Below are 23,212 nucleotides of genomic sequence, written 5' to 3'. Positions count from 1 at the left end.
GGGTGGCGGCTTCGCCTTACCCGGCCTACGGTACTGCGCAGTTTGTAGGCCGGGTAAGCGTGAGCGCCACCCGGCTTTTTTATTTGCCCACGTAATACCGCTTCACCTCATCGAACTGCATCGCAAACTCGATATAGCTCATCAGCGCGGGCGAGTTCAGCTTTCGGCTCGGGTAGGCCAGCCAGAGATCGTTACCTTCAACGCTCCACTCCGGCAGCACCTGAACCAGTGCACCTTTTTCGATCTTATCTTCCAGCAGAAATGCGGGTAACAGCGTGATCCCCGCACCGGCAATCGCACATTCGCGGGCGTACACCAGATTATCGGTCAAGTGGGCGTTATTCGGCAGGTAGCGGTAATCCTCGCCCTCGCTTCGCAGAAGCCACTCCGACCACGCCCGGTGCGTAATACTGCGGTGATCCACCAGTTGGCGAGGATGCGTCAGCGGCTCCCGGCGCGCCAGATAGTCCGGCGAGGCCAGCATGTAGCGCGGGCAATGCCCGATCATCCGGCCAATCAGGGAGGAGTCCTGCGGCCTGCCGGTGCGCAGCGCCACGTCAAAGCCGGACTCGACCAGATCCACCACGTCGTCAGAGATCGACACATCCAGCGAAACGTCAGGATAGCGAAGCTGGAACTCGGCATTCATATGCGCCAGCAGCGTCGCCCCAATCCCCGCCGGACAGGTGATCCGCAGTCGCCCGCTGGGGTTTTCACGCAGCCGTTGAATGGCGTACTCCGCCCGCTCACTGGCCGCCAGCATCTCGCGACAGTGCACCAGATAGTGCTCGCCCGCGAACGTGAGGCTGATCCTGCGCGTGGTGCGGTTGAGCAGGCGGATCCCCACCTGCTGCTCCAGCTGACTAATCCGCTGGCTCACGCTGGATTTTGGCAGTTCCGCCTTCTGCGCCGCCGCGGTAAAGCTGCCCATCTCCGCCACCAGCGCGAATAGAGCCATATCCTGCAGCTGTTTAAACATGATTGTTCATCCTGTGCGAACGCTGAGTTCTTGATTGTCCATCTTATCATGCAGCTGGCCACTTAATAGACTAGCCTCAACAAAACGCATGCCATTGAGGAGCACACCATGTCTGTTAAAGCCATTGCCGTTAACCCAGAAAATCCATCCACCTTCATTGAAATCACCCCGCCTATGCCGCAGCCCGGCGAGCACGATCTGCTGGTGGAGGTGAAAGCCGTCTCCATAAACCCTGTAGACACCAAGGTGCACGCAGGCATTGCCAAAAACGGGCTGAAAGATCCGCGCGTGCTCGGCTGGGATGCCAGCGGGATCGTCAAAGCCGTGGGGACTGGCGTGACCGGATTCAAACCGGGTGACGAGGTATGGTACGCGGGAGACATCACCCGCCCGGGCAGCAATACCACGCATCAGCTGATCGATGCGCGCATAGTCGGGCACAAGCCTGCCAGCCTCGGCTGGGCGGCTGCCGCAGCACTGCCCTTAACCGCGCTCACCGCGTGGGAAGGCCTGTTTGAACGGCTGAACATTCAGGATGCAGGGGCGGACAAAACGCTGCTGATCATCGGCGGCGCGGGCGGCGTGGGCTCGCTGGCGATCCCGTTTGCGAAGCACAACAGCAAAGTGAAGGTCATCGCAACCGCTTCACGAGAAGATTCCGCCCAATGGTGCCGCGATCGTGGGGCTGACGCGGTGGTGAACTACCGCGATCTGAAAGGCGAGCTGGCAAAACAGGACATCACCTTTGTGGATTACATTTTCATCCTCAACGACACCGACGGGCACTGGGATGCGGTCAGCGAACTGATTGCACCGCAGGGGCATATCTGTTCCATCGTTGAGAATGAACATCCGCTGAACCAGGACAAGCTCAAGTCCAAATCCGCCGCGCTGCACTGGGAGTTTATGTACACCCGCAGCATGTACCAGACCGCTGATATGGCGCGGCAGGGTGAGATCCTCAATGAGGTGGCGAAGTTGGTGGATAACGGCGTGGTAGAAAGTTCGCTGAGTGAAACACTGCACGGGCTGAGCGTGGAAAGCATTACCGAAGCGCACCGTAAAGTGCTGGAGGGGCATATGCGGGGGAAAGTGGTGGTTGAGTTCTGAGTGGTTGGTCCCCCTCACCCTGCCCTCTCCCCAGAGGGGAGAGGGTAAAGACGGCTCCGTTCGATCCCCTCGCCCCTCTGGGGAGAGGGTTAGGGTGAGGGGTAAACTACCCCTGCTCCCCCATCATCTCCTTCACCAGCTCGACACAGCGCAGGAAACGCGAGTCGTAGTCCGACTCTTCCACATGCACAAACTCAACGTTGTTTTCGTTGAGCATCTCCACCAGCATGGACTGGAATTCTCGCCTGTCCACCGAGCTGCCGAGGCTGCGCATGCCGTCGGCCACCCACGGGGTATTATTTTCCAGCAGGATCACCAGGTCAAAGCGGTATTCGTCAATCAGCGCCTGCACGAACGGGTGTTCGCGCCCCTCGTACTTTTTACAGAACGCCTGCGTGGTGACGAAATCGGTATCGATAAAGGCCACTTTATTGGCGTATTTCACGGCAAAATCAATGTACTGGGCGTGTCCGAGGGCAATTTTATCGTAGTCCGAATACTGCAATGCCATCTCGTCGCCGCCGAGGTGCGAGAACACATAATCGCGGCCATACTCCCACGCGCTGGTGGTGTTGAAGATGTTCGCCAGCTTGTTGACCAGCGTTGATTTACCGCTCGATTCACCGCCCAGAATAGCCACCGTGCGCACGAAGAACGGCTTCACTTCGGTCGGGATGTAATCCCAGTAGCGGAACGGGTTCTCGCGGATCTGCGCCCCGCTGATGTTCATAAAGGTGCGTTTTGGATCGATCAGCACCGTCTCGATGCCCAGATGCTCGCGGAACTGCGGCGCGTCGGACTCTTCAGAGGTGTAGATCCAGTTAGGCGCAATGCCCTTCTCTTCCATAAACGCTTTGATGCCGTTGCTCCACACGTCCCAGCCGTGCGGGTACGGCTCCATGCCCTCTTCGTTAAAGGCATGAATACGAATGTTTTTCTGGTACTTAAAGGTCTGCAGCAGCCAGCGCAGGCGGTCCGGCACGGTGGGCTGCTGCGACATGGCGCTGTCTTCAAACAGCTGACGGTCGCGAGTTTCGTCGTAACCCATGATGATGTGCAGCTCGTCAACCTGGCTACAGGCGCGCTGGATCAGATAGATATGCCCGGTATGCAGGGGGTAAAACTTGCCGAACACCACGCCGATGTTCTTTTGCATACGCGGGAATTCGAGCCCCAGAAAACGGTGCAGCGCTTCGAGCTTCTGCGCGCTGGGGCTTTTGATTTTGGCGTTCAGCAGTTGGCTCAGGTAGCCTTTGGTCATGCCGCTGGCGTCAGCCACCTGCTGCAGCGTGCAGCCTTTCTGACGGATTGCGGTTTTGATGTAGTCAAATGATGACATAAATTACGGTGCCTCCTGCAAAATCGAATACGTAATTATAAGTCGTCAAAGACATTTAACGCATCTGCGAGTTTCTTAACACCAAAGACCTGCATCCCTTCCGGGATTTTTTTCGGCACGTTAGCTGCCGGAACAATAGCCCGACGGAAGCCGTGTTTTGCTGCCTCGGAGATACGCTCCTGGCCGCTCGGCACCGGACGGATTTCCCCGGCCAGCCCCACTTCGCCAAACACCACCAGATCCTGCGGCAGCGGCCTGTCGCGCAGGCTGGAGACCATCGCCAGGAGTAGCGCCAGATCTGCGCTGGTTTCAGTGACTTTAACGCCGCCAACCACGTTAACGAACACATCCTGATCCGCCATCTGCAGGCCGCCGTGACGGTGCAGCACCGCCAGCAGGATCGCCAGACGGTTCTGCTCCAGACCGACCGCCACGCGCCGCGGGTTACCCATCATAGAGTGATCCACCAGCGCCTGAATTTCGACGAGCAGCGGGCGCGTGCCTTCCCACAGCACCATCACCGAGCTGCCGGAGGTGATCTCATCGCCACGGCTCAGGAAGATGGCTGACGGGTTGCTGACCTCGCGCAGCCCCTGCTCGGTCATGGCAAACACGCCCAGTTCGTTCACCGCCCCAAAACGGTTTTTATGGCTGCGCAGGGTGCGGAAGCGGGAATCCGCGTCGCCGTCGAGCATCACGGAGCAGTCGATACAGTGCTCAAGCACCTTCGGCCCCGCCAGCGAGCCGTCTTTGGTCACGTGGCCGACCATCACAATCGCCACGCCGCGCGTTTTGGCAAAGCGCGTCAGGTAAGCTGCGGTTTCACGCACCTGCGCCACGCTGCCCGGCGAGGACTGAATGTCCGCCATGTGCATCACCTGGATGGAGTCGATCACCATCAACTTCGGCTGCTCTTCTTCGGCGATCATGCAGATCTGCTCGATGCTGGTTTCGGAGAGCATGTTCAGGTTACCGGTCGGCAGGCCAAGACGGTGCGCGCGCATCGCCACCTGCTGGAGTGACTCTTCCCCCGTGACGTACAGAGTTTTCATCTGTTCGGCGAGCTTGCAAAGCGTTTGCAGCAGCAGGGTCGATTTCCCCGCGCCCGGGTTACCGCCGATCAGGATCGCGCTGCCCGGCACCACGCCGCCGCCGAGCACGCGGTCAAATTCCTTGAAGCCGGTGGAGAAGCGCGGCAGCGCCTCCAGGCTGATATCTGAAAGTTTTTGTACCTTCGACACGCCTGCATTGCCCGCATAGCCACTCAGGCGTTCATTGCGGGCCACGCTCGGCGAAGCCGCCACACCACGCACTTCGGTGATGGTGTTCCAGGCATGACAGGCGCTGCATTGCCCCTGCCAGCGCGGATAATCCGCACCACATTCATTACAGACAAATGCGCGTTTTGGAGCTTTCGCCACGGTTTACCTCGTTATTTCTGATTAAGGCTGCCGGAGAGAATGCAGAACACCCCCATCAGGTCAGCGTGACGGATAGTCACTTCCGTCTTTTCATTCACTTTTGGCTTGGCATGGTAGGCAATGCCAAGGCCAGCAACTTTGATCATCGGCAGATCGTTCGCGCCATCACCGATGCCGACGGTCTGCTCGACAGGAATGTCATATTTCTCCGCCAGGCGCGTCAGGGTGTTGGCTTTGTACTGGGCATCCACGATGTCGCCGATGACCTGGCCGGTCAGCTTGCCGTCCATGATCTCCAGTTCATTGGCCACCACGGTGGTCAGATGCAGTTTTTCCCGCAGGTAATCCGCGAAGAAGGTGAAGCCACCAGAGGCGATCGCCACTTTCCAGCCGAGGGACTGCAGCTTCAGCACCAGCTGCGTCAGTCCCGGCATGAGCGGCAGCACGTCGCGCACCTGGCGAAGGATGTTGGCGTCGGCCCCTTTCAGGGTCGCCACGCGCTGGCGCAGGCTGGCGGTGAAGTCCAGCTCGCCGCGCATCGCACGCTCGGTGACTTCCGCCACCAGCTCGCCGCTGCCCGCCAGCTTCGCAATCTCGTCAATACACTCGATCTGAATGGCGGTGGAGTCCATGTCCATCACCAGCAGACCCGGCGTTTTCAGGTGCGGAATTTTGCCGAGCGGCGCAACGTCCAGCCCGGCGTCATGCGCCAGACGCGTTGCGCGCTGCGTCAGGGAACCCGCCAGCCGGATGACCTGGTAATCTTCCACGCACCAGGCCGCTACGATGACCATCGCCGCGCCCAGCCTGGTTTGATACTGGGTCAGGCGTTGCTTATCCAGGCCGCGTCCGTACAGCAGCCAGCCGCTACGGCCAGCGTGGTAATCCAGAGGCATCACCTCATCGCCACTTAACGAGAGCGGCAATCCTGGCCATAAAGAGACATCCGTTGGCAGGTCACACCAGGTAATGTTCGGCATTAAAGCTCCTGTAATTTCGTTCGCGCCGGAAGGTTCCAGAGGGAAAATAACGCATGAGGCTACCCTGTAACCATCACTTCTGGCAACATTAAGCCCTAAATTTTCAGCAGGTGGAATATGGCTCGCGCAAAACTGAAATTCCGGCTTCATCGCGCCGTGATTGTCCTTTCCTGTCTCGCACTGTTAGTGGCATTGATGCAGGGGGCATCGTGGTTTAGTCAGAACCATCAGCGGCAGCGCAACCCGCAGTTTGAAGAGCTGGCCCGCACGCTGGCGCGTCAGGTGACGCTCAACGTTGCGCCCCTGATGCGCACCGAGACGCCGGACGATAAGCGGATAGGCCAGGTCTTGCGTCAGCTTACGGAAAACAGCCGCATTCTGGATGCGGGTGTATACGATGAAAAAGGTGACCTGATTGCCCGCGCCGGAGAGCACGTCGACGTGCGCGACAGACTGGCGCTGGACGGCAAAAAAGCCGGGGGCTATTTTAACCAGCAGATCGTCGAACCCATTCAGGGCAAGAATGGTCCGCTGGGCTATCTCCGCCTGACGCTCGATACTCACACTCTGCCGACCGAAGCCAAACAGGTGGATAATACCACCAATATTTTGCGCCTGATGCTGCTGCTCTCGCTGGCCATTGGCGTCGTGCTGGCGCGTACCCTGCTTCAGGGCAAGCGCACCCGCTGGCAGCAGTCGCCGTTCCTGCTGACCGCCAGCAGATCGGTTCCCGAAGACGAAGAGAGCGAGAAGAAAGAATAGTGATAAAGTAGGCGAACGATTCGGAAAAGGAACTCTGCCATGACGACGTTACGCCTGCTTATCTCTGACTCTTATGATCCCTGGTTTAATCTCGCGGTAGAAGAGTGCATCTTCCGCCAGATGCCCGCCACCCAGCGCGTGCTGTTTCTCTGGCGCAACGCCGATACAGTGGTCATTGGCCGCGCGCAAAACCCGTGGAAAGAGTGCAATACGCGGCGTATGGAAGAGGACAACGTCCGTCTGGCGCGCCGCAGCAGCGGCGGCGGCGCGGTGTTTCACGATCTGGGCAATACCTGCTTTACCTTTATGGCCGGCAAGCCTGAATACGATAAAACCATCTCAACCTCCATCGTGCTAAACGCACTGAATTCGCTCGGCGTAACGGCGGAGGCGTCGGGGCGGAACGACCTGGTAGTGAAAACGACCGAGGGCGACCGAAAAGTCTCCGGCTCCGCCTACCGCGAAACCATGGATCGCGGGTTCCACCACGGCACCCTGCTGCTGAACGCCGATCTCAGCCGTCTCGCTAACTACCTCAACCCGGACAAGAAAAAGCTACAGGCCAAAGGGATCACCTCCGTGCGCGGGCGCGTGGCGAATCTGGTTGAACTGCTGCCGGGGATTACGCACGAGCAGATTTGCGACGCGATCCGTGACGCGTTCTTTAAACATTACGGCGAGCGCGTGGATGCGGAAGTGATTTCGCCGGATAAAACCCCGGATCTGCCCAACTTCGCCGAAACCTTTGCCCGCCAGAGCAGCTGGGAGTGGAACTTCGGTCAGGCCCCCGCGTTTTCTCACCTGCTGGACGAACGTTTTACCTGGGGCGGTGTAGAGCTGCATTTTGACGTGGAGAAAGGCCATATCACCCGCACGCAGGTATTTACGGACAGCCTCAACCCGGCACCGTTAGAAGCGCTGGCGGCCCGCTTGCAGGGCTGTTTGTATCGGGCAGATATGCTGCAGCAGGAATGCGACGCGTTGATTGGGGATTTTCCAGAGCAGGAAAAAGAGTTGCGAGAATTATCGCAATGGATAATAAATGCGGTTCAATAATACTGAATATCCCACTAAAGCCTACGAAATAGCTTTAGTGGGGTAATTATATTTAATTTACATTTAATAACAGCAATACAATTAACTTTATCATTCCATTATTTATTTAGCCCTTCTTAAAACACGCTTCAAATAATCTAACTAGATGCTTTCCCCATCCGAAACGAGAATGTAGGTTCGCAAGATAATATTAATTATCCACTCCGCGATCTCCTCACAATTTCGTTAAGGATTAACGATGAAAAAGTTATTAATTGCAACAACTGTTGCTATGGCGCTTTCTGCGGCTGCACACGCTGCAGATTCTACTGCACAGTTAAAAGTTCAGGGTGTCCTGACTAACGACGCCTGTACCCCAACGCTGAGCGGCGGCGGTACCGTTGATTTCGGCACCACCTACGTTGATACGCTCTCGTCAACGGATACCAACCAGCTCGGTAAAAAAGACATCACGCTGTCTATCGCATGCTCGGCCCCCACAACCTCAGTTGCCTGGGGCATAGAAGATAACGTCGGTTCGCCTGCAGCGGTAGGCATCACCAACCCTGGCTTCACCACGGCTGGCGATGTTTATGACGATCAAACAGATGTCCAGTTTGGCGTAGGCAGTACCACTGGCGGAGTCAAAATTGGCGCCTATGCCGTTACGATTGATAAAGCAAACTCAACGGCTGATGGCGTCGCGCAGAACGTTATTTCGGCATCCTCCACTAATTTCATGGGGTGGTCTGGCTTTTATGACGGTAACCCCCGGGATTACGTTACACATGATGGACAAGTATATTCGCTGGGAACGCCTGCACACCTACCCATCGCCTTTACCAACGCCGTCTTCCCGTTGCGCGTAGCCCTCGCCGTGGATAAAACCAGCACGCTGGCGATTACTGACGATACCCCAATTGCTGGTCAGGCAACCATTACGCTTTATTACCTGTAATCCCTTTTCGTGCTGCTGATATTGGCGCGATGAATTAACCGTTAAGGAACAACGATGAAAAAGATTTTACTTGCCAGTGCCGTCGCGATGGCGCTGACCGCCGCAGGCGCGAACGCAGCCTCTACCGCTGTACTGAAAGTGACCGGCCTGCTCTCTGTTGAAGCCTGCACCCCGACCCTGAGCGGCGGCGGCGTAGTGGACTACGGCCGTATCCACCTGTCTGAACTGTCTGCCACCACCGACAACCAGCTGGGCACCAAAGACATCTCCCTGACCATCAATTGCCCGGACGCCGGTGCGAAAGCGGGCTGGACCATTACCGATGACAGCGCGGCGTCTCGCGCAACTGGCGTGACCATCACTAACGGCGATGCCGCAAACGGTTCAGTAAGCAGCGCAGACCAGTCTTACGGCGTAGGTCTGGCAGGCGACGTGAAAATCGGTGCTTACTCGGTTTATACCGATGTCGCCAACGTCCTGGCTGACGGCGTAAGAGTGGATCCGATCTTCGGTGCGGCAACCACTCCGACCTGGGCGAAATCCACCACCGGTATCATCAAAAACGGCAATGCCGAAATGATGACCGTGGCGGCCACCGGTACCACTGCACCTCTGGCTTACAGCACTGCAGTATTCCCGCTGAAGGTTTCTCTGGCGATTGAGGACACCACTACGCTGGCCATTACGGATGATACCAACTTGTCAGGCCAGGCCACGATCACCGTGAAATATATCTAATTATCAACGCGATAATGAATGAACCAGGCCTCCTTTTATTGAGGAGGCCTTTTTTATCAGGTTAAAGGAATAATCTCGATGTCTATATCATCCTCTCTTTGCAAACTGGCGCTTGCCGCCCCATTTCTGTTTTCTGCCCTTGTTACGCAGGCGAATGCCGCGGGCATGGTGCCGGAAACAACGCTGCTGGTGATTGATGAATCCACCCACAGCGGCGTGATGAACGTCAAAAACACCGATAACGGCCCTGCGCTGCTGTACACCACCATTATCGATCTGCCCGATGACACCGGCATCAAGCTGGACGTGACCCAGCCGGTCGTACGCGTCGAGCCAGGCCAACAGCAGCAGTTGCGCTTTATTATGCAAAACACGCAGCCGCTCACGGTTGAGCACCTCAAACGCGTGACGTTTGAAGGCATTCCACCAAAAAGCACCGATAAAAACATGAAGATTGGCTTCAACATGCGCCAGGATCTGCCGGTGCTTATTCGCCCTAAAAACCTGCCCGTGGTCACCGATGCCTGGAAGCTGCTGACCTGGTCCGGCAGCGGCCAGACAATCAAAGTGAAAAACCCGTCTGCTTACGTGGTTCGCCTGGCGCAAAACGTCACTTTCCTGCCGTCCAATACCACAGGGAAGCTGCAGAAAACCTATATCCTGCCGGGCCAGACGCTGGACGTCAGCGTGGCGAAAGGCATTACCGGTGATAAATCCGTGCGTTTCTATCCAGCCAGCCGCTACGGCATTAGCGTTCCGGATTTCACCGCGCCGTTAGGCCAATAATAATAAATATAATGAGAGTTAATGCGTGAACAACCTGAACCTTGCCTCTTTGATTCGAGCAGCACTTTACTGCTCGCTGACAGTTTCACTGATCCCAGGCTCGACGTTGCTGGCGAGGGAAGTGACCTTTGATACGGATATTCTTGCCACGCGCGGGATCAGTAAAAACCTGGCGGATTACTTTGCCGAAGCGCCGCGTTTTCTTCCTGGAAGACATACCGTTTCGGTCAAAATTAACGGCGTGGACAAAGGGTCACTGGCAGTGCTTTTTGGAGATAAAGGGCAGGTGTGCGCTGATGAGGACTTTCTCAGCGCCATGGGCTTAATGCCCTTGCGCATCGGAAAGAATGAATCCTGCCACAATTTGCTCGCGGATTATCCCTCTGCCGTCATTAACGCCATGCCCGGCAACGAAACGCTGGAGTTTTATTTACCGGCAGAAGCGCTGGATAACGGTTTTCTGAACCCGCAAAACTTCATTAAGGGCGGTACCGCCGGGCTGTTAAACTACAACCTGTTCAGCAGCCGCAGTGAATTTAGCGGTTCAGAAAGCCAGGATTATACCCAGGCCAACCTCGAAGCCGGATTTAACCTCTCGGAGTGGGCGGTACGTAGCCGCTACATGATCACCGACGACAACGGGAAATACCGTTCAGACAGCCTGTATACCTACGGTGAACACGTGTTCCAGTCACAGAAGGTTCGCGCGCAGGTCGGGCAAATTAACGTTCAGTCTCAGCTTTTCGGCGGTGCGGCCATCAACGGCGTACAGTTTATTCCCGAACAGGGTTTAGCGCAGGATACGCCTGGCGTTACTGTTAAGGGGCTTGCGCGGGGCAACCAGGCGCGCGTTGAAGTTCGCCAGTCAGGACAGCTGATTTACTCCACGCTGGTTAACGCAGGGCCGTTCAGCCTTGAAAACGTGCCAGTTGTCCGCAGCAACGCCAACCTCGACGTCAGCGTGGTGGAAACCGACAACTCCATTACCCGCTTTACCGTGCCGTCCTCTTCGTTCAACTTCCAGGTATCGCGCCCGGTGGGCCTGGCGATGTCGCTGGGCCGCGTTCGCGACGTCGACAGCGATTACTCCATGCCCTGGGTCTACAACGTTTCCGACGGATGGCGTCTCGACAGGGACTGGATCACCACCGCATCCGGCGTACTCGCCCAGGACTACCAGGCCGTCGGGGGCATGCTGCAGTGGCTCCCGGCTGATCGCATGACGCTTTCCGGCTCGCTGCTGGGCAGCAAAGCAAACTACGGCGAATCGCAGCAGGGGGCGAAGGGAGAACTGAGGGCCGGGATGTCGATGCCGGGCAACCTGAACGTCAGCTTAAGCGCGGCGAAATACAGCACCGGCTATCGCGAACTGACGGAAGCCCTTGTCGACGACTTTGACGGTTATCAGAGCAGCTACAGCGCGAACCTGAGCTGGAGCAATAATATGCTGGGTACCTTCTCTCTGGGCTATTACGGCTATCAGGCAACCAACGACAGCGATGATACCCGCAACGTGATCGTCTCCTGGAGCCAGTCGTTCAAATACATAAATATTACTGCCAACTGGCAGCACGCCGTGAATCAGCAGTCGGACGACGACGACGGCAGCACGCTGAACGACGATGATATGTTTTACGTCAACGTCAGCTTCCCGCTGGGATCGCAGCGTGTCGGTGCGTATATGCGCAGCCAGGGTGAGAAGACCAACTATGGCCTGCAAAATAGCGGTTCGCTGGGACAGGACACAAACTACTATCTCTCTGCCGATCGTGATGACCAGAATCACGAAAACAGCTTCAACGGCAACATTAATACTAACCTCCATTACACCCAGCTCGGTATTGGAGGAGGAACCACTGGCAGCGACCAGCGCAACTACAGCGCAACGCTCTCCGGCGGGATCGCCGCGCACCAACATGGCCTGACCTTCTCGCCATACGAGGTGAAAGAGACCTTCGGTATCGCTCGTCTGAGTGAACCTGAGAGCGGCATTGAAATCTCCACGCCTCAGGGCCGCGTCTGGACCGACCGCTGGGGTCAGGCCGTCGTTCCTGAAATGACGGAGTGGCGGAAGTCACGTATCGAAGTGAACGCCAACACCTTACCGAAGAGCATGGACCTGGCTAACGGGATCAAAAATATCTCGGCAGCCCACGCCGCCTTCAAAGAGCTGAATTTTGAGGTACTGAACACCCGCCGCGTCATGCTGGAAGTGAAACAGGCTGACGGCAGCTGGTTACCGAAAGGCACCAGTATTGTGGATGAGAAAAACAACTATCTGGTCAGCACCGTCGATGACGGGCGCATTTTCGTTTCCGATATGTCGAAAAGTCCGACGCTGTATGCCGTGGATGACAATATGCAGCGCCTGTGCCGCATCAAATACACGCTGAGTGACGCTCAGGACAAAGAAGCGTTCTATGAAATGGCGCAAGGAGTTTGCCAATGAGTTCCCGGGGAAAATATCTGCTGATTGCCGTTGCAGCCTTATCTTCACTTTCAGCCCGCATGGCCCTGGCGGATGATGAATGCCAGCTCTCCTTTACGAACAGCGGCGTCAGCTTTGGCCTGCTGAAGCAGAATGACGTCGTGGAGGCAAAACAAGGCTGGAACCAGATGCCGTCCAGGGAGATCAACGTCAACGTCAACTGCCCGGAAAGCCAGCCCATCGCCCTGTTTATCCAGGGGCGCGCCGGGGAAAAAGGCCGTTTCTACTTTGGTGATAACAGCGGTCTGGCAGTGCGCGTGAGCAATATGGTGGTGGACGGAAAAAGCTACGCGTTCTCAAAAACGGTCGATCGCACGCAGTTCACCCCGAGCGGAGAGAGTCAGGAAAGCCTGTTACTGCGTAATAACGATGGGATCATTGCCGTCGATAACCAGGCTCCGGTAAGCGGTAGCCATATGAGTTTCACCATGAAATTGACGCCCGTACTTAACGATAGGCAATTTTCATACTCAACGGATATCACAACGCTTGAAAGTGATTTGATGTGGGAAGTGTTAACGCAGCAGTAAGAACATGCCGGGCAGCATGGCTGCCCGGCAAAGACAACATTACTCTTTATCGCCCAGCAGAACGGATTCCAGCGCGATTTTGATCATGTCGTTGAAGGTGGTCTGACGCTCGGCAGCGGTGGTCTGCTCGTGGGTACGGATGTGGTCAGAGACGGTACAGATGGTCAGCGCTTTCGCACCAAACTCAGCCGCGACGCCGTAGATACCCGCCGCTTCCATTTCCACGCCCAGGATGCCGTATTTTTCCATCACGTCGAACATCTCGCCGCCGTCCGGTGCATAGAACAGGTCAGCAGAGAAGATGTTACCCACGCGCGCTTCAACGCCCAGCGCTTTTGCCGCGTCGACTGCGTCACGCACCATGCCGAAGTCAGCAATCGCCGCGAAGTCGTGGTCTTTGAAACGCATACGGTTAACTTTGGAATCGGTGCAGGCACCCATGCCGATAACGATATCACGCAGCTTAACGTCCATGCGCACCGCGCCGCAGGAGCCCACGCGGATGATTTTCTTCACGCCGAAGTCGGTGATCAGCTCTTTGGTGTAGATGGAGCAGGATGGGATACCCATACCGTGGCCCATGACGGAGATTTTGCGGCCTTTATAGGTACCGGTGAAGCCCAGCATGCCGCGAACGTTGTTCACTTCACGCACGTCTTCGAGGAAGGTTTCTGCAATGTGCTTCGCGCGCAGCGGGTCGCCCGGCATCAATACGACGTCAGCGAAATCACCCATTTCTGCGTTAATGTGAGGAGTTGCCATCTTCAGTTCCTTTTCATGTAATTTCTCCCTCTCCCTGTGGGAGAGGGTTGGGGTGAGGGCATCAGGCCGCACCCGTGTTTCTCGTGGGAGAGGGTTGGGGTGAGGGCATCAGACCGCACCCGTATTTCTCGTGGGAGAGGAGCGGGATGAGGGCATCAGGCCGCACCCAATCCGTTTAGAACATGGCTTTGCCATATTCCATGTCAGACGTGCCAAAATATTTCGCAAGGGTCTGGCCGATGTCCGCGAAGGTTTCACGGTGACCGAGCGAGCCCGGCTTCACTTTCGGGCCATACACCAGCACCGGGATGTGCTCACGGGTATGGTCGGTACCGGTCCAGGTTGGGTCACAGCCGTGGTCTGCGGTCAGGATCAGAATGTCATCTTCACCCACCAGCTCCATCAGCTCAGGCAGACGGCGGTCAAACAGTTCAAGACCAGCAGCATAACCCGCAACGTCGCGACGGTGGCCCCAGGAGGAGTCGAAGTCCACGAAGTTGGTAAAGACAATGGTTTTGTCGCCCGCTTCTTTCATCTCTTTGATGGTGGCATCGAACAGCGCATCGAGACCGGTCGCTTTGACCTTTTTGGTGATGCCGCAGTTGGCGTAGATATCCGCGATTTTACCCACGGAAACCACGTGGCCGTCTTTCTCTTCAACCAGCTTCTGCAGCACGGTTGGCGCTGGTGGCTCAACGGCCAGGTCATGACGGTTACCGGTACGCTGGAAGTTACCCGCTTTGTCGCCGATAAACGGACGCGCGATCACGCGGCCAATGTTGTAGCCGCCTTCGGTCAGCTCTTCACGGGCGATTTCGCACAGCTCGTAGAGTTTATCCAGGCCGTAGGTCTCTTCGTGGCAGGCAATCTGGAACACGGAGTCAGCAGAAGTGTAGAAAATCGGCTTGCCGGTTTTCATGTGCTCTTCGCCGAGCTGGTCCAGAATCACGGTACCGGAAGAGTGGCAGTTACCGAGGTAGCCCGGCAGGTTGGCACGCTTGACCAGCTTATCGAGCAGCTCCTGCGGGAAGCTGTTCTCGTGATCGGAGAAATAGCCCCAGTCGAACAACACCGGCACACCGGCGATTTCCCAGTGACCGGACGGGGTGTCTTTACCGGAAGAGAGCTCGTGCGCCCAGGCGTAGGCGCCCACCACTTCCGCGTTGCCGTCCATACCGGCTGCGATTTTACCGGTAGAACCTTCATGCGCTTTCACCAGACCGAGGCGGGTCAGATTTGGCAGAGTCAGAGGGCCTTTACGACCGTTGTCCGCTTCGCCTTTAGCACAGGCTTCCGCGATGTGACCCATGGTATCGGAACCCACGTCACCAAAACGTTCTGCATCTTCGGTTGCGCCGATGCCGAATGAGTCCAGCACCATAATAAATGCACGTTTCATAATTGTTCTCCGTACTTAGTGCTTCATAAAAATGCGATCAGATCAGTATACCGCTATTCGGTGATACGGCGATAGACCGTTGGGGTGTTTTCCGGCGCTTTATCATCAAGCGTAATGGCGGCTTTCACCGCTTTCGCCGCGTCCTGCCAGCTGGCTTCATCTTTGGCGTGGATCACCGCCAGCGGACGTTGGCCGTCAACGCTGTCGCCCAGACGGGCCATGTCGGTAAAGCCGACGCTGTAATCAATGGTGTCGGATGCCTGACGACGACCGCCGCCCATAGACACGACAGCCATGCCGAGCGCGCGGGTGTCCATGGCAGAGACAAAGCCTTCGCTATCCGCATAGACGGCTTTGCTGAGCATCGCGGTCGGCAGGTACTTCGCGTAATTTTCGACGAAATCGGTCGGGCCTTTTTGCGCCGCCACCATGCGGCCAAAGATCTCCGCCGCTTTGCCGTTGTCCAGCACCGCCTGCAGCTTCGCGCGGGCCTCCGCATCGTCTTTAGCAAGTTTGCCGGAGATGAGCATCTCCACGCACAGCGCCATAGTGACGTCGAACAGACGCGGGTTACGGTATTCGCCGGTGAGAAATTGCACGGCTTCGCGGACTTCAACCGCGTTACCGGCGCTGGAAGCCAGCACCTGGTTCATGTCGGTCAGCAGCGCGGTGGTGCGCACGCCCGCGCCGTTAGAGACGCCAACAATCGCTTCGGCCAGCGCCTCAGAGAGTTCATAGGTCGGCATAAAGGCGCCGCTGCCCACCTTCACGTCCATCACCAGCGCGTCCAGCCCTTCAGCCAGTTTCTTCGCCAGGATAGAGGCGGTGATCAGCGGGATGGAGTCAACGGTCGCGGTGATATCGCGGGTTGCATAGAAACGTTTGTCTGCCGGAGCAAGAGAGCTGGTCTGGCCGATAATCGCCACACCAACGTCTTTAATAATGTCGCGGAAGCGGTTGTCGTCCGGGAAGATATCGAAGCCCGGAATGGCTTCCAGTTTGTCGAGCGTACCGCCGGTGTGGCCCAGGCCGCGCCCGGAGATCATCGGAATGTAACCGCCGCAGGCTGCCACCATGGGGCCGAGCATCAGAGACGTCACGTCGCCCACGCCGCCGGTGGAGTGTTTGTCCACAATCGGGCCGTTAAGGTTAAGGCTTTTCCAGTCCAGAACGGTTCCTGAATCTCGCATCGCCATGGTCAGCGACACGCGCTCGGGCATCGACATATCGTGGAAGAAAATGGTCATCGCCAGAGCCGCAATCTGCCCTTCTGAGACGGTGTTATCACGAATGCCGTTGATAAAGAAGCGGATCTCTTCGTCGCTTAATGCCTGACCATCACGTTTTTTACGAATAATTTCTTGTGCGAGAAACACGGTAACCTCCATGCGGAATCGGGGGAGTTGTGGCGGGTGGCGCTACGCTTACCCGCCCTACGATCCTTTAGGCCGGATAAGCGAAGCGTCATCCGGCATTGTCTGGCAATCAGTAGCTGCTTGCGCTCTTACCGTCGCCGTGACCCAGCGCTTTCAGCAGGCTGGCCAGCAGGCTGGACGCGCCGAAGCGGTAGTGACGGGAATCCGCCCACTCTGCGCCAAACAGCTCGTCGGCAATTGCCAGGAACTGCTGCGCGTCTTCCGCGGTACGCACGCCGCCCGCAGGCTTGAAGCCAACGGTTTTGGACACGCCCATGTCGCGGATCACTTCCATCATGATGCGCGCGCTTTCCGGGGTCGCATTCACCGGCACTTTACCGGTAGAGGTTTTAATAAAATCCGCACCGGCTTTGATGGAGATTTCAGACGCTTTACGAATCAGCGCCTCTTCTTTCAGCTCGCCGGTTTCGATGATCACTTTAAGCAGCACGTTTGCCGCCGCACACGCGTCTTTACAGGCTTTCACCAGGTCAAAACCGACCTGCTCGTTGCCAGCGATCAGCGCGCGGTAAGGGAACACCACGTCAACTTCGTCTGCACCGTAGGCAATCGCCGCACGGGTTTCCGCCAGCGCGATCTCGATATCGTCGTTGCCGTGCGGGAAGTTAGTCACGGTTGCAATGCGCACGTCCGGAGTGCCCTGCTCTTTCAGCGTTTTGCGGGCAATCGGGATAAAGCGCGGGTAGATGCAGACAGCGGCGGTGTTGCCCACTGGCGTTTTCGCCTGATGGCACAGGGCGATGACTTTTTCATTGGTGTCGTCATCGTTCAGGGTGGTCAGGTCCATCAGTTTCAACGCGCGCAGGCTGCTTGCAGTTAAATCGGTCATAACATTCTCCAACGGCAGTGCCGTATAAATTTTACCTTGCGGGTCTGTGAGTATTCTAACATCCACCCGCATCCACACTTCGACATTCATCACAGTTAATGAAAACTGCGTACAAATTTGCATTACTGTAATGAGATCTTCTTCAAACTTTAGCGCGTAAATTGCCGACTAAAGCAGCGATACCCCCTGTCGGATCAAAAGCCCCGACAGGCTGGCTTCCTACAATTCGCTCATCATCCGCAGAACACTCAAGGAAGCGAATATGCCCCACTCCAGCCCCGACGCCCTGCAACAACGTTGCCAGCACATTGTGACAAGCCCGGTGTTAACCCCGGAACAAAAACGTCATTTTCTGGCGCTGGAAGCGGAAAACAACCTGCCGTATCCGACACTTCCTGAGGCCGCGCGAGCCGCGCTGGACGAAGGGTTTATCTGCGACATGTTCGAAGGCCACGCGCCTTACAAACCCCGTTACGTTCTGCCGGATTACGCAAAATTTCTGGCTAACGGTTCAGAATGGCTGGAGCTGGAAGGGGCGAAAGATCTCGACGACGCCCTCTCGCTGTTAACCATCCTCTACCACCATGTTCCGTCCGTCACATCGATGCCGGTCTATCTCGGTCAGCTTGATGCGATATTAACTCCGTATGTTAGAATTCTAACACAAGAAGAGATCGATAGCCGAGTAAAACGTTTCTGGCGCTATCTCGACCGTACGCTGCCGGATGCGTTTATGCACGCAAACATCGGGCCTACCGACGGCCCCATCACCCGCGCCATTCTGCGTGCCGACGCAGAGCTGAAGCAGGTCGCGCCGAACCTGACCTTTATCTACGATCCCGATATCACCCCGGACGACTTGCTGCTTGAGGTGGCAAAAAACATATGTGAATGCAGCAAACCGCATATTTCCAATGGCCCAATGAATGATAAAATTTTCACAAAAGGCCGTTACGGCGTGGTGAGTTGTTACAACTCCCTGCCGCTTGCAGGCGGTGGCAGCACCCTGGTGCGCCTTAACCTCAAGGCAATCGCCGAACGCAGCACATCCATTGAAGACTTCTTCACCCGCACGCTCCCGCACTACTGTCAGCAGCAAATTGCCATCATCAATGCCCGCTGCGAGTTCCTGTATGAGCAATCCGGCTTCTTTGAGAATAGCTTCCTGGTGAAAGAGGGGCTGATTGATGCCGATCGGTTTGTGCCGATGTTTGGCATGTACGGCCTGGCGGAAGCGGTAAACGCGCTCTGTGAGAAAGCAGGAATAGCGGGACGCTACGGAAAGGACGAACAGGCTAACGCGCTGGGCTATCGCATCAGCGAACAGCTTGCAGCGTTTGTCGAAAACACGCCGGTGAAACACGGCTGGAAGCAGCGCGCGATGCTGCACGCCCAGTCAGGCATCAGCTCCGATTCGGGCACCACGCCGGGCGCGCGTCTGCCCTACGGCGACGAGCCGGACCCCATCAGTCATCTGCTGGCCGTTGCGCCGCACCATAAACACTATCACTCCGGGATTAGCGATATTTTAACGCTGGATGAGACGGTAAAACGCAATCCTCAGGCGGTGGTTCAGCTTTGCCTGGGTGCGTTCAGGGCCGGTATGCGTGAGTTCACCGCGAATGTCGCCGGTAACGATCTGGTCCGCGTAACCGGGTATATGGTGCGCTTGTCGGATCTGGAAAAGTACCGCGAAGCCGGATCGCGCACCAATACCACCTGGCTGGGTGAAGAAGCCGCACGCAATACTCGAATTCTGGAACGTCAGCCTCGCGTGATAAGCCATGAACAGCAGATGCGCTTTAGTTAGTCAGGTCATTCCCTTCTCCTGCGTGGACGGGCCGGGCAGCCGCCTGGCGCTGTTCCTGCAGGGCTGCAACCTGCGCTGCAAAACCTGCCACAACCCGTGGACCATCGGGCGCTGCAACGACTGCGGGGACTGCGTGCCCCACTGCCCGCATGACGCGCTGACCATTCAGGCAGGACGCGTCTGGTGGCAGGAGAGTCACTGCCAGCAGTGCGACACCTGCCTGCGCCTGTGCCAGCAGCAGGCAACGCCTATGGCGAACCGCCTGAGCGTGGAGGAGATCCTCACGCAGATCCGAAAAGCCGCCCCCTTTATTGAGGGCGTTACCGTCAGCGGGGGCGAAGCCACCACGCAGCTGCCGTTTTTAATCGCCCTGTTTACCGCGATCAAAACCGATCCTGAGCTACATCATTTAACCTGTCTGGTAGACAGCAACGGTCTGTTAAGCGAAACCGGCTGGCAAAAGCTGCTGCCGGTACTGGATGGCGCGATGCTGGATCTGAAGGCGTGGGGGAACGAGCATCACCGCTTCCTGACCGGGCGCGAAAACCCGCAGATTAAACAGAGCATCCGCTGGCTGGCAGATCGTCACCGTTTGACGGAACTCCGCTTGCTGGTTATTCCGGAGCAGTGTGATTACCTGGAACATCTCAAGCCGCTAACGACCTTTATCCACGGGCTTGGGAATGTGCTGGTGCGCATCAACGCTTTTCATGCGCATGGGGTTTACGGCGAGGCAGCGTCATGGCGCAGCGCCACGCCGGAGGACGTTGAACCGCTGGCCCGGGCGCTGGAAAAAAAGAAAATAACGGTGATTCGTCCGGCGCTTTATCTATAGCGTGATGCCAAAAACCGAACGGGTATTTTCCAGCAGCGCGCCGGCAATCACATCTCCAGGTTCCTGACGCAGTTCGCACAGCACGTCAAAAACGCGCGCCGCCTGTTCCGGGCGATTCGGCTGCCCCTGAAAACCATTCAGCGGCATATCCGGCGCGTCAGTTTCCAGCAGAAGCGCGGACAGCGGCAGCTGAGCCATCACATCGCGGGTTTTACTGGCGCGCGGATAGGTGATGGTGCCACCGACACCAATTTTATACCCCAGCTCAATAAAACGCTGCGCCTGCTGCAGGCTGCCGGAAAAACCGTGTACAACGCCTCTTCGCGGCAGATCGATACGTTTAAGGTGCATTGCGAGCTTATCGTGCGTGCGCCTTGAGTGGAGGATCACCGGCAGATCGTGACGCTTTGCCAGCCTGAGCTGCGCGTCGAGGATCGTCTGCTGGCGTTCAAACTGCGGATCCTCGCGATAGAGATCGAGGCCGATCTCGCCGATGGCGACAAGTTTCTCTCCTGCACTTTGCAGCACCTGATCCAGCTCTTCAAGATGCTCATCACGATGGCGCTCAATGACAATCGGATGCAGGCCGAGCGCGGCATAAAGCGCGGGGTAGCGCGTGGAAAGATCCAGCACGCGGGAAAAATAGGCCGCTTCTACTGACGGCACAATGATGGCCTGAACGCCTGCCTCGGCAGCTTTCGCAATGCTTTGCGCTTCATCCCCCGCAAACGGCGGGAAATCAAAGTGGCAGTGGGTATCAACAAAGAGGTGCGTCACGCCAGATCCTCGTTATCCAGTAAAGCGTCATTCGCCTGCGGGATATCCACCAGCGGCATCGTCAGGGCATCATTGGCGACAACCGCAGGCGGCATAATAATCCGTTTATGCCGATGAAGCGGCGGCTGCTCTGCCAGCATTTTCCCCACCGTCGCCAGGAAGTAACGCCCGCACAGCCGCCCCGTTTTGTAATCCATGCGCAGCGCAGGGACGCGGCTGCCCAGCGCCATGCTCAGCAGCGGCTTCGGCGGATAGATTTCAAAAATTCGCAGATTACCCGGCGGTTTTTCAATAAAGCGCTGCATCGCGCCGTAGGTGGTTTCATGCTGCTTTGCGATGTTCACCAGCGGCTGCAGGCTGCTGTCGCCCAGCCAGCGCTCCATCCGTTTAAACCACTGGGGTGTGTAATACATTTGCGACGGCACGGTACGGATCACCACGATGGTTTTCGCCCCGCGCCGGGCGGCTTCCTGCACCGGCACCGCGTCGCTGATGCCGCCGTCCAGATAGCTGATGCCGTCCAGCAGAGCTCCGGTACGATAAAAACCGGGAATAGCGCTGGAGGCGCGGATGATGTCCAGCCAGTTATCCTTCTGCGGTGAGAAATAGCCCGGCGAGTAGTCATCCCCCCGGCTGGCGCACATCCAGAACGCTTTGCCGCTATCAAACAGACGGGCGGCGGTATCCATGGCCAGCGGCATCTGGCTGGAGGTCGACTCCAGAAGCCAGTCGAGATCGATCAGGTTGCCGCCGCGCACGAAGCGCACCGGGTTAAAAAATTCTTTCGCCGTGGTGTAGCGCATGATTACTTTTCGCGCGTAGCCGGGCTGGTTACAGACATAGGCAGAGAGATTCTGCGCCCCGGCGGACGTACCGAAGTAGAGGTCAAACGGGTTGAACTGCGCGCGCATAAATTCATCCAGCACGCCGGCGGTGAAAATGCCGCGCTGTCCTCCCCCCTCACAAACCAGTGCGAGTTGACCCGCGCGAAACGGTTTTAACGTCAGCGGCGCAATATTGCCGATCGTAACGGGAATTCGTTGCCCCACCTCTGCTTTCCTGTTTTGATTATTTTATCACTCCACAGTAACGCACCCGACCTGTAACGCAAATAAGAAAAAGCCAGTCGCAGGGACTGGCTTTATTTTGTTGAAGAAATATTGCGTTTGCTATGGACGTCGACGCCCCGTAAACAGGCTGACCAGGAACAGAATAATACCGACGACGAAGACAATTTTAGCTGCCCATGCCGCTGTACCTGCCAGACCACCAAAGCCCAATGCGGCGGCAATTAACGCGATAACCAGAAATATAATGCCCCAACGAAACATAAGCTTCTCCTTTACCATAGTTAATGTCGGCCGCTAAACGTGAGCGCTCAGGTCACTCACCGGCGTTTTTCCAGAGTCGTTCTTATTTCGCCCGCAGGATTTAGCCCGGCGGGCGAATGGTCCAGAATTACTTCGTTTTCAGATCGTTTTTAACGCTTTTCACACCATCAATGGCTTTCGCAATTGACTCGGCACGTTCACTTTGCGCCTGGGAATCAACCGTACCGGAAAGCTGAACCACACCATCGGTGGTTTCTACTTTCACCTTACGAGACGGCACGATGTCATCTGCTAAAAGTTTAGCTTTGATTTCGCTGGTGGTTGCCGCATCCCCGGCATAACCTTTCACCGACGCGTTTTTACCGTCGCGAACGTGCAGTTTATCGCTCACGGAGGCCACACCTTCGACACCCTTAGCGACTTTCACCGCCTGTTCTGCCTGCGCCTGGCTTTCCACGAAGCCACTCAGGGTGACCACTTTCTTGTCGGTCTTAACGGAAATATCGGTGCTCTTGATGGCTTCATCATCCACCAGCGCGGCTTTCACTTTTGCTGTGATAGAGCTGTCGTCCATGAAATTACCGACTTTATTCATAGAGCTATCGATTTTTTGCCCTGCGGTATCGGCCGTGGACTGTGCTTTATCCATGGTGCTGCTTTCCGCGAGGGCGGAACCGCTAACCAGAACGCTACCCAGTGTTACAGCCAGCAGAGTTTTAGAAATCTTCAGTCTTGTCATATTCATCGATTTATTCCTGTGTTTTACCCGCTATTCGGGCTACATACTTCCTTAGTAGTTTTATATATTGCGAATAAACACACGGGTGAAATGGAGAACCAATCGACATGCATTGAACAGTTAATTCATCCACACCCGGTGCTAAACACTGAGTTAAATATAGATCAC

General features: G+C 56.6%; 22 protein-coding genes. 10 read left to right on the top strand and 12 right to left on the bottom strand.

The features are described 5' to 3' along the window. Nucleotides 1-79: 79 nt before the first annotated feature. Complete coding sequence (locus ACR42C_RS03255) at nucleotides 80-979, bottom strand: LysR family transcriptional regulator (RefSeq protein ID WP_320720985.1); 900 nt, start codon at nucleotides 977-979, stop codon at nucleotides 80-82. 108 nt (nucleotides 980-1,087) lie between these two features. Between ACR42C_RS03255 and ACR42C_RS03250 the strand changes: the two genes are divergently transcribed. After that, nucleotides 1,088-2,089, top strand: a complete 1,002-nt coding sequence (locus tag ACR42C_RS03250) for a zinc-binding alcohol dehydrogenase family protein (RefSeq protein ID WP_320720986.1) — start codon at nucleotides 1,088-1,090, stop codon at nucleotides 2,087-2,089. 106 nt (nucleotides 2,090-2,195) lie between these two features. Here the strand turns inward: ACR42C_RS03250 and nadR are convergent, their stop codons facing one another. Genes nadR through serB form a run of 3 tightly spaced genes read right to left on the bottom strand, consistent with a single transcriptional unit; the run spans nucleotide 2,196 to nucleotide 5,829 of the window. Then, entirely contained in the window at nucleotides 2,196-3,428 is a 1,233-nt protein-coding gene (gene nadR / locus ACR42C_RS03245) for a multifunctional transcriptional regulator/nicotinamide-nucleotide adenylyltransferase/ribosylnicotinamide kinase NadR (protein ID WP_006810194.1), read from the bottom strand. Between the two features lie 35 nt (nucleotides 3,429-3,463). Further along, nucleotides 3,464-4,849 (bottom strand): DNA repair protein RadA, encoded by a 1,386-nt coding sequence (radA, locus tag ACR42C_RS03240; RefSeq protein ID WP_003856523.1) that lies wholly within the window; start codon nucleotides 4,847-4,849, stop codon nucleotides 3,464-3,466. Between the two features lie 11 nt (nucleotides 4,850-4,860). Further along, complete coding sequence (gene serB, locus ACR42C_RS03235; protein ID WP_116342399.1) at nucleotides 4,861-5,829, bottom strand: phosphoserine phosphatase; 969 nt, start codon at nucleotides 5,827-5,829, stop codon at nucleotides 4,861-4,863. 117 nt (nucleotides 5,830-5,946) lie between these two features. On the opposite strand from serB, the gene ACR42C_RS03230 reads away from it, so the two are divergent. From ACR42C_RS03230 to ACR42C_RS03200, 7 genes are all read left to right on the top strand, one after another. Continuing rightward, nucleotides 5,947-6,591 carry a YtjB family periplasmic protein gene (locus ACR42C_RS03230; RefSeq protein ID WP_116342397.1) on the top strand — a complete coding sequence of 215 codons (645 nt, stop codon included), beginning with the start codon at nucleotides 5,947-5,949 and terminating at the stop codon, nucleotides 6,589-6,591. A 39-nt stretch (nucleotides 6,592-6,630) separates the two neighbouring features. Next, nucleotides 6,631-7,647, top strand: a complete 1,017-nt coding sequence (gene lplA, locus ACR42C_RS03225) for a lipoate--protein ligase (protein ID WP_479984750.1) — start codon at nucleotides 6,631-6,633, stop codon at nucleotides 7,645-7,647. 238 nt (nucleotides 7,648-7,885) lie between these two features. Continuing rightward, nucleotides 7,886-8,584, top strand: coding sequence for a DUF1120 domain-containing protein (locus ACR42C_RS03220; protein WP_479984749.1), 699 nt, complete (start codon nucleotides 7,886-7,888; stop codon nucleotides 8,582-8,584). 54 nt (nucleotides 8,585-8,638) lie between these two features. Further along, entirely contained in the window at nucleotides 8,639-9,322 is a 684-nt protein-coding gene (locus ACR42C_RS03215) for a DUF1120 domain-containing protein (RefSeq protein WP_479984748.1), read from the top strand. A gap of 78 nt (nucleotides 9,323-9,400) precedes the next feature. After that, on the top strand, nucleotides 9,401-10,108 hold the full coding sequence (locus ACR42C_RS03210) for a fimbria/pilus chaperone family protein (RefSeq protein ID WP_479984747.1): 708 nt from the start codon (nucleotides 9,401-9,403) through the stop codon (nucleotides 10,106-10,108). Nucleotides 10,109-10,133: 25 nt separating this feature from the next. Further along, nucleotides 10,134-12,557 (top strand): fimbrial biogenesis usher protein, encoded by a 2,424-nt coding sequence (locus ACR42C_RS03205; RefSeq protein WP_479984746.1) that lies wholly within the window; start codon nucleotides 10,134-10,136, stop codon nucleotides 12,555-12,557. Beyond that, nucleotides 12,554-13,126 (top strand): DUF1120 domain-containing protein, encoded by a 573-nt coding sequence (locus ACR42C_RS03200; protein WP_479984745.1) that lies wholly within the window; start codon nucleotides 12,554-12,556, stop codon nucleotides 13,124-13,126. The genes ACR42C_RS03205 and ACR42C_RS03200 overlap by 4 nt, the downstream gene beginning before the upstream one ends. A 39-nt stretch (nucleotides 13,127-13,165) precedes the next feature. On the opposite strand, the gene deoD is transcribed toward ACR42C_RS03200, so the two are convergent. The 4 genes from deoD to deoC form a co-directional block, all read right to left on the bottom strand. Next, the gene (gene deoD / locus ACR42C_RS03195) at nucleotides 13,166-13,888 is read right to left on the bottom strand and encodes a purine-nucleoside phosphorylase (protein ID WP_010427122.1); all 723 of its coding nucleotides are present in this window, start codon (nucleotides 13,886-13,888) and stop codon (nucleotides 13,166-13,168) included. Nucleotides 13,889-14,063: 175 nt separating this feature from the next. After that, on the bottom strand, nucleotides 14,064-15,287 hold the full coding sequence (deoB, locus tag ACR42C_RS03190) for a phosphopentomutase (RefSeq protein ID WP_316379728.1): 1,224 nt from the start codon (nucleotides 15,285-15,287) through the stop codon (nucleotides 14,064-14,066). Nucleotides 15,288-15,340: 53 nt separating this feature from the next. Further along, nucleotides 15,341-16,663 carry a thymidine phosphorylase gene (gene deoA / locus ACR42C_RS03185; RefSeq protein ID WP_116342627.1) on the bottom strand — a complete coding sequence of 441 codons (1,323 nt, stop codon included), beginning with the start codon at nucleotides 16,661-16,663 and terminating at the stop codon, nucleotides 15,341-15,343. 109 nt (nucleotides 16,664-16,772) lie between these two features. Beyond that, nucleotides 16,773-17,552 (bottom strand): deoxyribose-phosphate aldolase, encoded by a 780-nt coding sequence (gene deoC / locus ACR42C_RS03180; RefSeq protein WP_032644972.1) that lies wholly within the window; start codon nucleotides 17,550-17,552, stop codon nucleotides 16,773-16,775. A gap of 262 nt (nucleotides 17,553-17,814) precedes the next feature. On the opposite strand from deoC, the gene ACR42C_RS03175 reads away from it, so the two are divergent. Together ACR42C_RS03175 and ACR42C_RS03170 are read left to right on the top strand one after the other, a co-directional pair. Then, nucleotides 17,815-19,362 (top strand): YjjI family glycine radical enzyme, encoded by a 1,548-nt coding sequence (locus ACR42C_RS03175; RefSeq protein ID WP_479984744.1) that lies wholly within the window; start codon nucleotides 17,815-17,817, stop codon nucleotides 19,360-19,362. Continuing rightward, nucleotides 19,337-20,197, top strand: coding sequence for a YjjW family glycine radical enzyme activase (locus ACR42C_RS03170; protein ID WP_479984743.1), 861 nt, complete (start codon nucleotides 19,337-19,339; stop codon nucleotides 20,195-20,197). The genes ACR42C_RS03175 and ACR42C_RS03170 overlap by 26 nt, the downstream gene beginning before the upstream one ends. Here the strand turns inward: ACR42C_RS03170 and ACR42C_RS03165 are convergent. The 4 genes from ACR42C_RS03165 to osmY all read right to left on the bottom strand — a co-directional run bounded on the left by ACR42C_RS03165 (nucleotide 20,192) and on the right by osmY (nucleotide 23,050). Further along, nucleotides 20,192-20,974 (bottom strand): TatD family hydrolase, encoded by a 783-nt coding sequence (locus ACR42C_RS03165; RefSeq protein ID WP_163331155.1) that lies wholly within the window; start codon nucleotides 20,972-20,974, stop codon nucleotides 20,192-20,194. The two genes, ACR42C_RS03170 and ACR42C_RS03165, sit on opposite strands and share 6 nt — an antisense overlap. Beyond that, nucleotides 20,971-22,023, bottom strand: coding sequence for a patatin-like phospholipase family protein (locus ACR42C_RS03160; protein WP_479984742.1), 1,053 nt, complete (start codon nucleotides 22,021-22,023; stop codon nucleotides 20,971-20,973). The genes ACR42C_RS03165 and ACR42C_RS03160 overlap by 4 nt, the downstream gene beginning before the upstream one ends. Before the next feature lie 120 nt (nucleotides 22,024-22,143). Next, the gene (locus tag ACR42C_RS03155) at nucleotides 22,144-22,305 is read right to left on the bottom strand and encodes a DUF1328 domain-containing protein (RefSeq protein WP_003856556.1); all 162 of its coding nucleotides are present in this window, start codon (nucleotides 22,303-22,305) and stop codon (nucleotides 22,144-22,146) included. Nucleotides 22,306-22,432: 127 nt separating this feature from the next. Continuing rightward, on the bottom strand, nucleotides 22,433-23,050 hold the full coding sequence (gene osmY / locus ACR42C_RS03150) for a molecular chaperone OsmY (protein WP_028015434.1): 618 nt from the start codon (nucleotides 23,048-23,050) through the stop codon (nucleotides 22,433-22,435). Nucleotides 23,051-23,212 lie beyond the last annotated feature (162 nt).

The organism is Enterobacter sp. MG-EB028 (assembly GCF_056673305.1).
Note: the sequence above shows the minus strand (reverse complement) of the source record. Positions and strands in the feature narration are given on the sequence as shown.

What these genes read in the sequence shown, in the direction of transcription:
- ACR42C_RS03200 (WP_479984745.1), top strand. Translation starts at nt 12,554, where the DNA reads ATGAGTTCCCGGGGAAAATATCTGCTGATTGCCGTTGCAGCCTTATCT.
- ACR42C_RS03175 (WP_479984744.1), top strand. Translation starts at nt 17,815, where the DNA reads ATGCCCCACTCCAGCCCCGACGCCCTGCAACAACGTTGCCAGCACATT.
- deoB (WP_316379728.1), bottom strand. Translation starts at nt 15,287, where the DNA reads ATGAAACGTGCATTTATTATGGTGCTGGACTCATTCGGCATCGGCGCA.
- ACR42C_RS03255 (WP_320720985.1), bottom strand. Translation starts at nt 979, where the DNA reads ATGTTTAAACAGCTGCAGGATATGGCTCTATTCGCGCTGGTGGCGGAG.
- deoD (WP_010427122.1), bottom strand. Translation starts at nt 13,888, where the DNA reads ATGGCAACTCCTCACATTAACGCAGAAATGGGTGATTTCGCTGACGTC.
- serB (WP_116342399.1), bottom strand. Translation starts at nt 5,829, where the DNA reads ATGCCGAACATTACCTGGTGTGACCTGCCAACGGATGTCTCTTTATGG.
- ACR42C_RS03230 (WP_116342397.1), top strand. Translation starts at nt 5,947, where the DNA reads ATGGCTCGCGCAAAACTGAAATTCCGGCTTCATCGCGCCGTGATTGTC.
- ACR42C_RS03210 (WP_479984747.1), top strand. Translation starts at nt 9,401, where the DNA reads ATGTCTATATCATCCTCTCTTTGCAAACTGGCGCTTGCCGCCCCATTT.
- ACR42C_RS03155 (WP_003856556.1), bottom strand. Translation starts at nt 22,305, where the DNA reads ATGTTTCGTTGGGGCATTATATTTCTGGTTATCGCGTTAATTGCCGCC.
- ACR42C_RS03220 (WP_479984749.1), top strand. Translation starts at nt 7,886, where the DNA reads ATGAAAAAGTTATTAATTGCAACAACTGTTGCTATGGCGCTTTCTGCG.
- deoC (WP_032644972.1), bottom strand. Translation starts at nt 17,552, where the DNA reads ATGACCGATTTAACTGCAAGCAGCCTGCGCGCGTTGAAACTGATGGAC.
- ACR42C_RS03170 (WP_479984743.1), top strand. Translation starts at nt 19,337, where the DNA reads ATGAACAGCAGATGCGCTTTAGTTAGTCAGGTCATTCCCTTCTCCTGC.
- ACR42C_RS03250 (WP_320720986.1), top strand. Translation starts at nt 1,088, where the DNA reads ATGTCTGTTAAAGCCATTGCCGTTAACCCAGAAAATCCATCCACCTTC.
- lplA (WP_479984750.1), top strand. Translation starts at nt 6,631, where the DNA reads ATGACGACGTTACGCCTGCTTATCTCTGACTCTTATGATCCCTGGTTT.
- nadR (WP_006810194.1), bottom strand. Translation starts at nt 3,428, where the DNA reads ATGTCATCATTTGACTACATCAAAACCGCAATCCGTCAGAAAGGCTGC.
- osmY (WP_028015434.1), bottom strand. Translation starts at nt 23,050, where the DNA reads ATGAATATGACAAGACTGAAGATTTCTAAAACTCTGCTGGCTGTAACA.
- ACR42C_RS03215 (WP_479984748.1), top strand. Translation starts at nt 8,639, where the DNA reads ATGAAAAAGATTTTACTTGCCAGTGCCGTCGCGATGGCGCTGACCGCC.